Annotated in this window: 3 protein-coding genes; all 3 read right to left on the bottom strand. The window is 66.0% G+C overall.

Translation table 11 applies throughout. The features are described 5' to 3' along the window. Positions 1-12905: non-ribosomal peptide synthetase (locus ACYQ8K_RS28730; protein ID WP_459974580.1), on the bottom strand; the 12905-nt coding region annotated here is incomplete at its 3' end. Continuing rightward, on the bottom strand, positions 12889-13116 hold the full coding sequence (locus ACYQ8K_RS28725) for an MbtH family protein (RefSeq protein WP_459974577.1): 228 nt from the start codon (positions 13114-13116) through the stop codon (positions 12889-12891). The genes ACYQ8K_RS28725 and ACYQ8K_RS28730, both read right to left, overlap by 17 nt. A 490-nt stretch (positions 13117-13606) precedes the next feature. Next, positions 13607-14656: MFS transporter (locus ACYQ8K_RS28720; protein ID WP_459974575.1), on the bottom strand; the 1050-nt coding region annotated here is incomplete at its 5' end.

Below are 14656 nucleotides of genomic sequence, written 5' to 3'. Positions count from 1 at the left end.
TCGCCCGGGCAAGCCTCACCCACCACCGCCAACGCCACCGACTCCAACCCCTCAACCGGCAACGCCGCCACCGCCGAGGGGGTCTGGGTCAACACACTGACCCGCTGCCCCACCAGCACCCGATGCAACTCCTGCGGCGAGGCGGTCACCGCCTCAGACACCACCACCAACCGACCACCACGCAGCAACGCACCAAAGATCTCCCACACCGAGACGTCAAACGCCAACGAATGACACAGCGCCCACACCCCGGCATCCGGCAGGCCGGCATCCAACGATCCCAACAACTGGGTCACGTTACGATGAGTGATCCCAACGCCTTTGGGCACCCCGGTAGTACCCGAGGTGTAAATCAAGTACGCGATGTCATCAGCATCCGGTCCCGGCAAAGCCGCCGCTGGGTAGCTACCAATGCGAGGATCGTCGACATCGATAACGGTCAAGCCGTGGCGTTCGAACCGCTCAGCCAGATCCCCGGTGGTAACACCGACGACCGGCCTGGCATCGCCGAGTATGAAATCGATCCGAGAATCCGGTGACGACGGGTCGATGGGCAGGTAGGCAGCCCCAGTTTTGAGCACTGCCAGTATTGACGCGACCGCATCGACTGACCGCGAAAACAGCAGCGCCACAATCTGTCCCGGTCCAGCACCAGCGGCCGCGAGACAATGCGCCAACCGGTTCGAGGCTTCATCCAGCTCGCGGTAAGTCACCGACAGGTCCTCGCACACCAGCGCCACGGCGTCCGGGGTGCGAGTCGCGTGGGTGGCGAACAACTCCGGCACCGACATCGCAACGGTCGATGGGCTGGCCAAAACCGCTTTATTACCAAGCTCTTCCAGTCGGGCGTGCTCACCGGCGTCGAGCAGGTCCACTGATGAGAGTCGCCGGGCGGGGTCGGTGGTGATGGCCATCAACACTCGCTGCAACCGCGCGATCAACGCCTGGACACTGTCCGCGTCGAACACGTCGGTGCGAAATTCCACGTGCCCGGAAATCCCGGCCGACGCACCGGCCTCGGTCCAGTTTTCTTTCAGGAAGAAGACCAGATCCATTTTCGCCGTCTGGGTATCCGCGGCCAGTGGCCTGACTTGAAGATCACCGACACTCAGCCCGGTGGCGGGGACGTTGACCTGGCCGGGAAAGTTGTTCCAGCCCAACATCACCTGCACCAGCGGGTGATGGGCCAGGCTGCGGGCCGGATTGAGCCGCTCCACCAGCACCTCGAAAGGCACATCTTGGTGCTCGTAGGCGGCCAGGCCCCGTGCCCGCACCTGGCCCAGCAACTCGGCCACGCTGGGATCGCCGGCCAGATCCACGCGCAACACCAACGTGTTGACGAAAAAGCCCACCAGTTCATCAAGTGCCGGATCGCGCCGCCCGGCGATCGCAAACCCCACCGCCACATCAGAACTGGCGCTGAGCTTGGACAGCAGCACCGCCAGCGCGGCCTGCATCACCATGAAACCGGTCGCGTTGTGCTCACGGCCCACCCGGGCGATCTGCTGCTGCAGCTGCGCCGGCCAGTCCACCGCCACCCTGGCGCCGCGCTGATCGGCCACCGCCGGATACGGCCGATCGGTGGGCAACGCCAACCGCTCGGGCATCCCGGCCAGCGTCTGCTCCCAATAGGCCAGCTGCGCGGCGATGCGGCTGTCACTGTCATCGAGATCGCCGAACTGCGCGCGCTGCCACAGCGTGTAATCGGCATACTGCACCGGCAAGGGCGCCCACCCTGGTGGGCGCCCCGCGCACCGGCATGCATAGGCCGCACTCAGGTCACGCAGCAACTGCATCGTCGACCAGCCATCGGCGGCGATCTCGTGCACCACGACCACCAACACGTGTTCGTCGTCAGCGACGCGGAAAAGCCGTGCCCGCAAGGGGATCTCGGTGGCCAAATCAAATGAGTGGCGCACCGCGGCGACGACGGCCTGCTGCAGCAGGTTTGCCGGCCACCCGGTGGCATCAGTGACGTCCCACCCGAGATCGGCCTGCTCGGCGGGCACCACCACCTGTCGGGGCACTCCCTCGACCGCCGGGAACAGGGTGCGCAGACTCTCATGGCGGCCCACTACATCGGCCAGGGCCGCAGCCAGCGCGTCGGCATCCAGGCGCCCGCCCAGCCGCAACGGCACCACCACGTTGTAAACCGGTGAGGGCCCCTGCAACTGGTCGGTAAACCACATTCGGCCCTGGGCAAACGACAGCGGCACCACCGCCGGCCGCTCCATCTGCACCAGCGGTTGCAGGCCTCCACCTTGACCGATGCGGGGCGCCAACTGGGCCACCGTGGGCGCCTCGAACACCGCACGCACCGAAAGATCGGCATCCAAACTGGTATTGACCGCGGCGATCAGTCGCATCGCCGACAGCGAATCCCCACCCAAATCGAAGAACGAGTCATCGACCCCGACCCGGTTCAGCCCGAGCACCTGGGCGTAGATGCTGGCCAGGATCTCCTCGGCGGGGGTACTCGGCGCACGATAACTATCGGCACCCTGATACACGGGTGCCGGCAAGGCCTTCCGGTCGATCTTGCCCGAAGAGGTCAACGGGAACTCGTCGAGCACCACAATGTGCGCCGGCACCATGTATTCGGGCAACCACGCGCTCAACCGCTGACGCACCGCGGCGACTTTGGTGTTGGTCTGTGGGTCATTGGTGCAAGTAGTGACTTGGTGTGGCAGATACAGATCGGTCAGCGCCGCCGTCTGTTCGGCGTCAGCCGCAGCGATGAACACCGCATCCACCGTGCCCGGTTGGGCACCCCAGGTGACCGCGACGCGATATCCGGCGGCCTCACCAAGACCGTGTAATTGTTCGGGGACAACGGCATCGGCGTCGTCGGTATGGGCCACAGCGTCGGCTAGGGGCAGACCGCCGGCGAGGGCGCGTTCGATGTGGACGTCGCCGATCAATCCGGCGCGGGGAACGCTACTGACCCGAACGGCGCTCGGGCGCTCACACATCAACCGGGTGCGCAACCTGCCCAGGCCCGCGCAGTCGGCCCATGCCCAGTTGTCCGTGCCGGCCACTGAGCGCACCGGCCTGGGGGATTTATAGACGACAAGGTCATAGCGATACCGGAGGAGTTCGTTATCGGCCATCCCGCGCTTGACTTCGATGCCGAGCCCGGCCACCGACGACTGGTCGTCGGCCCAGGTAGTGAAAAACTCTGGGGCGAGCAGTAATTCGGGCTCGCCAAGCACAGCGCGCTGAACTCGTTGACGAATCTCGGTGGCATCGGCGGCCTCGGTGCGGGCCAGCGCGACACCGGTCTGAAACGCGCCCTGCAGACTGTGGTTACGCACATCGCCGATGAACAATGCCCCGCCCGGTGCCAGCAACCGCATCGCCACGGCCATCACGTCACGCAGATACCCCGCACTCGGGAAGTACTGGACCACCGAGTTGAGCACCACCACGTCAAAGTGGCTCTCCGGCAACCCCTCGACCACATCGGCCGGCTGCACCCGCAACCGCACACGATCCCCCCACTCCTGCGCGGCCACCGCCGCCTGGAGCGTCTGGATCGTGGGCGCGGAAAAGTCTGTACCCCAATATTCGCCACACACGGGTGCGATCTGGGACAGCAGCAGCCCCGAACCCACGCCGATCTCCAACACCCGCTGCGGCCGCAGAGCGTTGATCCGGTTCACGGTGGCCGAACGCCACTCCACCATTTCCTCGAGCGGGATCGGTTCGTCGGTGTAGCTGCTGTTCCAGCCGCGGAAATCCATCCCGAATGCCGGCGCCTCGACCTCAGCCTCGTAGAGGTCGTCATACAGCTGTTGCCACTCTTCGACGACTTCGGCATCGTCATCGGCAATGCTGGTGTGCCCCAGAGTGATGTAGCCGATCAAATGCGGACCGGTGTCGCTGTGGTGCACGCTGGCCGCGGCCTGGGTGACCTGCGGGCAGGCCAGCAAAGTGTTTTCGATCTCACCCAGCTCGATGCGCTGGCCACGCAGTTTGATTTGGGTGTCGGCGCGGCCTAAGTAATCCAGGGCGCCCTCCGCGGTCCAGCGGACCAGATCGCCGGTGCGATACATCCGCGCGCCCGGCTGCCCAAAAGGATTGGGCACGAACCGTTCCGCGGTCAATCCGGCCCGGCCCACATAGCCTTGCGCCACCGCCGGCCCGTCCAGATACAACTCGCCCACCACTCCGGGTGGGGCTGGGTTCAGCCGCGCGTCCAGCACCAGCGCACAGACGCCCGGGATCGGGGCGCCGATGCGCACCGGCTGCCCTGCCGCCAGCGGCGCACAGGTAACCCAGATGGTGGTCTCGCTGGGGCCGTAGCCGTTGAACATCCGCCGACCCGGCGCCCAGGCCGCCACCACCTCGTCCAGGCAGGCCTCCCCCACGGCGATCAGCGTGCCGACCCCGTCTAGCCGGGCCCGATCCAGCGACGACAACACCGTCGGGGTCAAGATGGCCGCGGTGACCCGCTGATCCTGCATCAAGCCGGTCAACGCCTCCGCGGCATACACCCCCGCCGGGGCCACGACCAACGCCGCCCCCGACGCCACCGCCAACAAGAACTCGCCGACCGACGCGTCAAACGTGGGCGCGGCCACCATCAAGACCCGCGCGTCCGCGCCCAACCCGAACGTCGCGCGTTGCGCCGCCGCCCATCCCAGCAAACCGGCGTGGCTGACCGCCACCCCCTTGGGCACACCGGTGGATCCGGACGTGAAGATCACATACGCGCTGTTATCCACACCCAATGGAGCCAGCCGCTCGGCGTCGGTGATCGGATCCACCGGGTACCCGGTGAGGTCCAGACCGTCGATGCGCAGCACCGGCCGCGACCCGACCAAAGTATCGGCGCTGCAGGTCAATACACACACCGCGCCCACCGCGTCGAGCACCGCCGCGATCCGCTCCACCGGATGGGTCTGATCCACCGGCACGTACGCCCCGCCGGCCTTGAGCACGGCCCACCAGGCCACCAGCAACTCGGCAGACCGGCCCATCGCCACGCCCACCGCGCGCTCGGGACCGACCCCCGTCTCGATCAGCGCCCGCGCCAACCGCGTCGACCATTGATCAAGCTCGCCGTACGACAGCTCCCGACCACCATCGATGACCGCAATCGCGTCCCGGTCGGCGGCCACCGCCGCCGCCAACAACTCCGGCGCCAGCCCCACCGGCGCGGTCCTCCCGGCACCCGACCACTCCGACAGCACCAGATCACGCTCACCACGATCCAGCAGGGACACCTCACCCACCGTCAGCGAAGCATCGGCGGTTACCGCCTCGATCACCCGGCCAAACCAGCCGACCAACCGCTCGATGGTGGACCGATCAAACAAATCGGTGGCATACATCACCAGTCCGGCAGCCATCGGCGCACCGGCGTCCTCGCCGGGCAGTTCGCTCAGCTCGATATCCAGATCGAACTTGGCGGTGCGGGTGAATACCGCGAACTGCTCGACGCTGACTCCCTCCAGCGTCATCTCGGGGCGCGCATTGTTCTGGAAGACCAAGAGCACCTGGAACAGCGGATGATGCGACGCGGAGCGCACCGGGTTGAGCTGCTCGACCAGCAGCTCGAACGGGACATCTTGGTTGCTGTAGGCATCCAGCGCCTTGTGGCGCACCTGCTCGAGCACCTCACTGAACCGCTGCGCAGGACTCACCCCCACTCGCAACACCCAGGTGTTAACGAAGAACCCGACCAACTCATCGAGTGCCGCATCCATTCGCCCGGCGATCGGCGCGCCCATCGTGACGTCCTCGCCGGCCCCGACTCGGTGCAACACCACAACCATGGCCGCCTGCAACACCATCGAGACCGTCGCGTTGTGCGCCGCCGCCAGGGCCTTGACCCCCGCCCAGGTCTGCGGGTCGATGCGCATCGGCACCTCATCACCGCGGTAACTGGGCACCGGCGGGCGGGGCCGATCCGGCGGCAATGACACCACCTCGGGCAGATCGGCCAGCTGCTCTCGCCAATACGCCAGCTGCCCGGCGATCACACTGTCGGGATCGGACTCGGCACCCAACCAATCCTGTTGCCACAGCGTGTAATCGGCATACTGCACCGGCAACGGCGCCCAATCCGGGGCCCGGCCCTGCCGCCGCGCCCGATACGCCTCACCGATATCCCTGGCCATCGGAGCCAGCGACCAACCGTCAAAAGCAATGTGGTGCACCACAATCCCCACCACATGCTGCTCGGGACCCACCGCATAGATCTGGGCCCGAATCGGGATCTCGGCCGACAAATCGAACCGGTACCCGGCCAGGGCCACCAACTCGGCGACCACATCCTGCTCGGTCAATGACATTACGACCGCGTCCCCACGCCGCCACATCCCCGGCTCGGCCGGCACCACCTGCTGCAACGGCACACCATCGATGTCGGGAAATACGGTGCGCAACGACTCGTGCCGCGCGATCACATCATCGATAGCCGCCCCCAGCGCCTCGACATCCAGCTCTCCGCTGATCCGAAACGCGGTCGGAATGTTGTAGGTCGCCACCCCGCCCTCGAACCGGTCCAGGAACCACAACCGCTGCTGGGCAAATGACAACGGCACCACCGCCGGTCGCGAGCCGGCCGCCAACGGCTTACGCCCGCCCCCATCGGCGCCGATACGCGGCGCCAACTGGGCCACTGAGGGCGCCTCGAACAGCGTGCGCACCGCCAGGTGGGCATCCAGGGCGCTGTTGACCGCAGCGATCACCCGCATCGCCGACAACGAATCCCCGCCCAAATCGAAGAACGAATCATCAATGCCGACCCGCTCTAGCCCGAGCACCTCCGCGTAGATGCCGGCGAGGATCTCCTCGGTGAGAGTAGCCGGGGCGCGGTAGCCATCGCCCTCGGTGTATTCGGGTGCCGGCAAGGCGCGGACGTCAAGCTTGCCGTTGACCGTCAGTGGCAACGCGTCGATCACCACCACCGCGGCCGGCATCATGTAGGTGGGGAGCCGCTGACCCAACCGGGCCCGAATATCGGCCGGGTCAGCGGCTCCGGTGATGTAGCCGATCAGGCGCTTGTCGCCGGGGCGGTCCTCGCGGGCAACCACTACCGCCTGCTCGACACCATCCAGTTCGGCCAGTGCCGCCCGGATTTCACCGAGTTCGATGCGATAGCCGCGGATCTTGACCTGCTCATCGGCACGACCCAGATAATCCAGCTGCCCATCGGCACCCCAACACACCAGGTCCCCGGTGCGATACATCCGGTGTCCCGGCGCCCCGAACGGGCAGGCCACAAACCGCGACCCCGTCAGCCCCGCCCGGCCCACGTATCCATACGCCAGCCCACCGCCGGCCACATACAACTCCCCGACCACCCCGGCCGGCACCGGACGCAACCACCCATCCAGCACGAAAAAGCCTAGGTGCACCAACGGCACCCCGATGGGGCTGACGCTGCGGCCGACGTCGGCCACGCTGATCTCGCGGAAGGACGCATGCACCGTCGTCTCGGTGATGCCATACATGTTGATCAGCCGCGGTGATCCCGGGTGCCGGCGCAGCCACGCTCCAAGACGCTGAGGTTCGAGCGCCTCGCCGCCGAACACCACCGTGTCCAGCGTCAGCCGAGATTCCAACTCAGGTGCCCGAGCATCGACCGTTTGCAACGCATAAAACGCCGACGGCGTCTGACTCAAGACGCCGACCCGTTCGGCAATCAGCAACGCGCGCAGGTCTTCTGGCGAGCGGACTACCTCCTCGGGCGCCACCACCAGCCGCCCACCATGCAACAGCGCACCAAAAATCTCCCACACCGAGAAGTCAAAGGCCAACGAATGACACTGCGACCACACTTGCCCCGGCGACAGTTCCAGATCAGCGTCCAGTGCCGTCAGCAGCCGAGTCACGTTGTGGTGAGGGATGGCCACACCCTTGGGCACCCCGGTGGTGCCCGAGGTGTAGATCAGGTAGGCGATCTCCTCGGGCGCCGGCGCCGGCAAGCACCTGCACGGGCAGCCGGGCAGGCGAGGATCATCGACATCAATGACCGGCAGACCACATCCGTCGAGCCGGTCGGCCAGGCCGGCAGTAGTGATCGCGGCGATCGGTGCGGCATCGGCGACCATGAACTCCATCCGCGCCGCCGGCACGGCCGGGTCGATCGCCAGGTAGGCCGCCCCGGTTTTGAGCACCGCCATTATCGCTACGACCGCCTCGGCCGATCGCGGCAATAGCAGCGCCACACGCTGTCCCGGGGCGGCGCCCAGACCGATCAGTAAGTGCGCCAACCGATTCGACGCTTCATTCAATTCCCGGTAGGTCATCGAACGGCCGTCGCAGGTCACCGCCGGCGCTTCGGGTGCGCGCATGACCTGGGCGCCGAACATCGCCGGGATCGACACCAATGCGGGTGCGGGCCGGGTCAACACCGCCCGGTTGCCCCACCGATCCAGGCGGCCGCCCTCATCGTCGACGAGCACATCCACCGATGACAACCGCTGGCCGGCATCGGCGGTCATTTCCACCAACACGCGCCGCAACCGCTCGATCAGCGTGTCGATGCTTTCGGTGTCGAACACGTCGGTGCGGAACTCCACCGTCCCACCGATCCCGGCGGGCTCACCGGCCTCGCTCCATCGTTCGGCCAACGAGAACGTCAGATCCATTCGGGCGGTGCGGATGTCCACCGGCATCGGCGTGACCTGCACATCACCCAACGCGAAACCGGCGGTGGGGTCCCCGGCGAAGTTCTGCCACGCCAGCACCACCTGCACCAGCGGGTGATGGGCCAGGCTACGCGTCGGGTTGAGCCGCTCCACCAGCACCTCAAAGGGCACATCCTGGTGCTCGTAGGCTGCCAGGCTGCGTCCCCGCACCTGATCCAGCAGCTCGGCGACACTGGGATCCTCGGCCACATCCACGCGCAACACCAAGGTGTTGACGAAAAAACCCACCAACTCGTCCATCGCCGGGTCGCGCCGACCGGCGATCGGGAACCCCACCGCCACATCGGAACTCGCGCTGAGCTTGGAGAGCAGCACCGCCAGCGCAGCCTGCATCACCATGAAGCTGGTCGCGTTGTGCTCGCGGGCCAGCCGATGAATTTGTTGCTGCAGCTCGGCCGGCCAGTCCACCATCACACTGGCGCCGCGGTAATCGGCCACCGGCGGGTAAGGCCGGTCGGTGGGCAACGCCAACCGCTCGGGCAGCCCGGCCAGCTGGTGTTCCCAATAGGCCAGCTGCGCGGCGATGCGGCTTTCACTGTCCTCGAGGTCACCGAACTGCGCGCGCTGCCACAGCGTGTAATCGACATACTGAACCGCCAGCGGCGCCCAGCCCGGGGCCTGCCCGACACACCGGCTGGCATAGGCCACCCCCAGATCAGCCACCAGCGGTGCGATCGACAAGCCATCGGCGGCGATATGGTGCACCGCAGCCACCAGGACATGCTCGTCGTCGGCGATGCAGAAAAGCCGTGCCCGCAACGGGATTTCGGCGGCGAGGTCAAACGGAAGACGCACCGCCGCCTCGATGGCCTCCGCCAGCCGGCTTGCCGACCAGCCGGTGGCATCGATGATCTGCCAGCCCAAGTCGGCCCGCTCGGGGAGCAACACCAGCTGTTGGGGGATGCCGTCGGGGGCGACGAACAGGGTGCGCAGGCTCTCGTGACGGCCCACCACATCGGCCAACGCCGCGCCCAACGCGCCGGCATCCAGCCGCCCGTTCAGCCGCAACGCCACCGCCATGTTGTAAACCGATGACGGCCCCTGCAACTGATCGATAAACCACAACCGCTGCTGGGCAAACGACAACGGCACCACCGCCGGCCGCTCCACGGCCACCAACGGCGCCAGCCCACCCCCCTCGACACCGATACGGGGCGCCAACTGAGCCACCGTGGGCGCCTCGAACACGGTGCGCACCGCCAGGTGCACGTCCAGCCCGGCGTTGACCGCGGCGATCACCCGCATCGCGGAAAGCGAATCCCCGCCCAAGTCGAAGAACGAGTCATCAACCCCGACCCGCTCGAGCCCGAGCACTTGGCCGTAGATGCCGGCCAGGATCTCCTCGGTGGGAGTACTCGGGGCGAGATAACCGTTGCCCTCGGCGTATTCGGGCGCCGGCAAGGCGCGGACGTCGAGTTTGCCGTTGACCGTCAATGGCAGCGATTCGATCACCACCACCGCGGCCGGCACCATATAGTCCGGCAACCGCTCAGCCAATTGTGTGCGCAGGTCGGCCGGATCGGCGGTCCCGGTGACATAACCCACCAGGCGCTTATCGCCCGGGCGGTCCTCGCGGGCGATCACTACCGCCTGGTCCACGCCATCCAGGTCGGCGAGCACCGCCCGGATCTCCCCGAGCTCGATGCGGTAGCCACGAATCTTGACCTGCTCATCAGCACGCCCCAGATACCGCAGCTGACCGTCAGCGCCCCACCGCACCAGATCCCCGGTGCGGTACATCCGCTGGCCCGGCGCCCCGAACGGGCACGCCGTAAATCGCGACCCGGTCAACGCAGCCCGGCGCCAATAGCCGACCCCGACTCCTTCACCGGCCAGATACAGCTCCCCGACCACCCCGGCCGGCACCGGACGCAACCACTCGTCGAGCACAAAGAACGCCGCCCTGGTCACCGGCGAACCGATCGGCGGGAACCCCGATCCCGCGGTCAGCGGCGCACTCTTGCACGCCCACATCGTGGTTTCGGTCGGACCGTAGACGTTGACCATCGCCCGTCCCGGCGCCCACCGATCCACCAACTCCGGCGGGCACGGCTCGGCGCCGATCACCAACGCCGCCGCCTCCAGCCCCTCCGGCGAGAGGACGCTCACCGCGGATGGAGTCTGGGTCAGCACCGTCACGCGTTCACTGACCAGCAACGCGTGGAACTCTTGCGGTGAGCGAGACACCGACTCGGGCACCACCACCAGCCGCCCGCCGTGCAGCAACGCGCCCCAGATCTCCCAGACCGAGAAGTCAAACGCGTAGGAGTGGAACTGCGTCCAGACTTGTCCCGGCGTCAGCTCCACGCCGATCTGCAGCGAGTCGAACAGCTGGGCGACATTGTGGTGCGTGACGGCCACACCTTTGGGCACCCCGGTGGTGCCCGAGGTGTAGATGATGTGGGCCAGGTCGTCAGGGGCCGCCACCGAGACCGCTGTGCTGGGTTGCGCTTCCACAGCGCCGTCGTTGACATCGATGACCACCAGGTCAAATCCATCGAAGCGGTCGGCCAGATCGGTGGTGCTGATCGCGGCCATCGGCGCGGCGTCGCTGAGCATGAACTCGATCCGGGCCGCCGGCAGCGCCGGGTCGATCGGCAGATAGGCCGCACCGGTCTTCAGCACCGCCAAGATCGCCACGATCGCCTCGGCCGACCGCGAAAACAGTAGCGCGACAGACGCATTCGGACCCACGCCGTGGCTGATCAGCAGGTGTGCCAACCGGTTGGCCGCGGCATCGAGCTCCCGATAGGTCAGTGATCGGCCCTCACATACCAGCGCCACCGCCTCCGGGGTGCGGGCTACCTGTGCGGCGAACAATGCCGGAATCGACACCGGCGTGCCCGCCGGTTGGTTCAACGCCGACCGATTACCCCACTCCTCCAGCCGGGCATCCTCACCGGCATCCAATACGTCCAGCGACGACAGTGACCGGGACGGGTCGGCGGTCATCGCCACCAACAGCCGTTCCAAGCGCCGCGCCAAATCCGCGGGGTCAAAGGCCGAAAACGGCTGCCCGGCACCGGCTGTGCTGAAAAGCTGCTCGTCGCCAACCCCATAGAACAACAGCCCAAAGTGACCTATCGGACCAAAAGTGGTGTAGGTCGCTGTCGCTGGGATACCGGCAAGGTCCAGGGTCAGTCTGGCCGGCACGAAATTCAGAACGACGCGATTTGCCGCCCGCCCGAGACCGCGAACGTCACCGTCCCCCTCGAAAAGGTGCACCGGAAACCGCTGATGTTTCACCGCTTCTCGTACTCGCGTGTTTACGTGCTGGCAGAATTCGCCCACTAACGATTCCGGCGACGCCGACAAGACCAGCGGTACCACCCCGGCAACCATCCCGGGAAGCAGCTTTGACGCCGGGTCCATTCGCCTGCTGACCGGGAAGTTGAGCACCACCTCTGAACCGTCAGCCTCGAATCCACCTACCAAGAGCGCGCAGGCCGCGGTGAGGACCGATGACCGACGGATGCCCAACCGCTTGGCCAGTTCTTTGATTCGGCTGACGACTAACGGGTCCAATTGAACTGGCTCAGAGGGCCAATACGAATCCCGATCGCTCTCGGCCTGAGGCACTCGTAGATCCGGTCCGCTTTTCTGGGGAAGGTTCTCGCTCCAGTAGGCCTCATCTTCCAGATAATCGGTGGACGCTTCGTACTCTGCCTCGCTGCTCACCAGGTCCTGCAGCGAACCGAAGAACGCGGGAGAAATCGGCGTGCCGGCAACGATCGCAGAGTAGATAGTTGCGATTCGACGGCCTACGAGGCCGATGCCGGTGCCGTCGACGATTATGTGGTGGCTGCAGATGAACCAGTAGTATTCGTCAGGCCGCGTTTGGAATAACGCGAATTTGAAGAGCGGGCCGGTGAACGGCATCGGCGTGCGTTGGATCGCGGATGCTCGTTCGTTGGCTTCCTGCACGGCGTTGTCTGAGTCGCTCAGGTCGTAGAAGGCCAGCTCGACATCCGGGTAGTCGATCGCCCGTTGGAAAACCTGGCCATCCGCCTGGAAGAACGCGGCCCGGCATGCCTCCGCCTCTTGCACCGCTTGGCTGATCGCCCGCTGGAGGGCGTCACGGTCTACCGGACCCTCGATTTTGACGAACAGGCCAAGCTGCCACTCCGTACCGAGTTGACCCGTTTCCTGCGCAAGCCAAATATCTAGCTGTCCGCGCGTCAGCGGGTATGCCTGATAGTCGCGAGCCGTCGCCCGCCCGGACGGTTCAACTATCAAAACCATGGCCCGCCAGCCTCTCGCGCAGACTCTTCGGCCGTATGTCGGCCCAGTTCTGTTCGATGTACTCCAGGCACGCAGCGCGATCCGCTTCCCCGTAAACCACCTGCCAGCCGGCTGGAATCTCGGCGAACGCCGGCCACAGGCTGTGCTGCTCCTCATCGTTGATCAAGACGAAAAAGCTGCCGTTGTCATCGTCGAAAGGATTGGTACTCACCGGTCCTCCAAATCCTCAATTTGGCGCGGGTCGAACAGTTCGCTGCAATAGCTATTTCGACCGATGGTTCTAGGGCTTGGCCCGCAACGGTCCCGCCCCGTTGCATGATTCAGAGCGTTGTGGGTTTGAAACCCGCTGTCTGGCTTATTAAGCCGGGTAGCGTAGTCAAAGCGCGCACATAGAGTGGTAGACGCATGCCAGCGGAGCGGCTTGCGTAGTGACAGGCAAACGCTCATCGAAGATGCGCGTGCTAGCGCGGATTTCATTCTGCAACAGCGTGTTTCGTCAAAATTGACGACTCTAAGCGATAGCCAGAGACCTCGGCCGCAAAGGCCATGAGTGTCGTTGCAGGACACCTTGCACGGCGGCCAGAACCCGTCGTTTGCCCTGGGCCTGTTTCACATTGGTAAGCGGAAGAGCCCGCCCGACTGCACCGAGACTGCGACAAGCAGTCCCGTCGGCGGTCAGTCGACACGTAGCCGACCGCGAGCTACAGCTCCCCGGCGTCGATGGCTTTCTTGACTTCCTGCGCGTGGGCCACCTGTGCGGCGGTATACCCGACCAGCAGCGCCACCCCGCCGAGCAGGACGACTACCCCAGCCAGCCACAGCATCCCGTAGGTGTAGCCCCGGTCCAGCGCGTGCAACTGAGCGGCATTCATGGACTGCACCGGACCGAGGGTGCCGCCCAGGGATAGTGTGCGCGACGTGATGGCGGCCTGGACGATGACCAAAATCAGCGGTCCGCCCAAGGTCTGCAGCATCACTGAAATCGCCGATGTGGGCCCGATGCGGTCGAAACCGACGCTGGCGATCACCGATAGCGTGAGCGGCACGAAGATCGCGCCGATACCGATAGCGCCAACGATCAGCGACAAAACAAGGTTCGGAACGTAGGGCATGCCGCGGTTGAAGGTCGAGCCGTACAGCGTCGCGCCCAGAATCAAGCTGGCGCTGGCGATCACCACCACCCGCGGCGAGAACCACATCACCAGCTTCGACGCCACACACACCCCGATGGCCACCCCGATGCCGAACGGGATGAAGGCGATGCCAGCGCGCAGCGGACTGTAGCCCATGATGGTCTGCACGTACAGGCCGACCAGCACGGTCAGGGTGAAGAACACTCCACCGGCAAGGAACGTGGCCGCGAACGCGGCCAGCCGGTTGCGATCGAAGAACAGGTTGAACGGCACGATGGGATTCTCGGCTGTGCGCTCCACCACGACGAACGCCACGAAAGCGGCCAGAGCCACCACGCCTGAACCGATCGTGATGGCCGACCGCCACCCCGCCTCCGGGCCCATCGAGAGACCGAACACCGCGGCGGTACAGGTCAGCGTGGCCAGTACAGCCCCGGTGGCGTCGAGCTTCATCCGCTCCTTCTGCGTTTCGTGCCGTGTCATGGCGGCCAGATAGATCACCGCCAGCCCGATCGGTACGTTCACCAAAAACGCCAGCCGCCACGACACGTCGGTGAGCGCCCCGCCCCCCCCCCCCCCCCCCCCCCCCCCCACCCCCCCCCCCCCCCCCCCCCCCCC

The organism is Mycobacterium sp. MUNTM1 (assembly GCF_054660795.1).
This window is presented reverse-complemented; position numbering and strand designations above follow the sequence as displayed.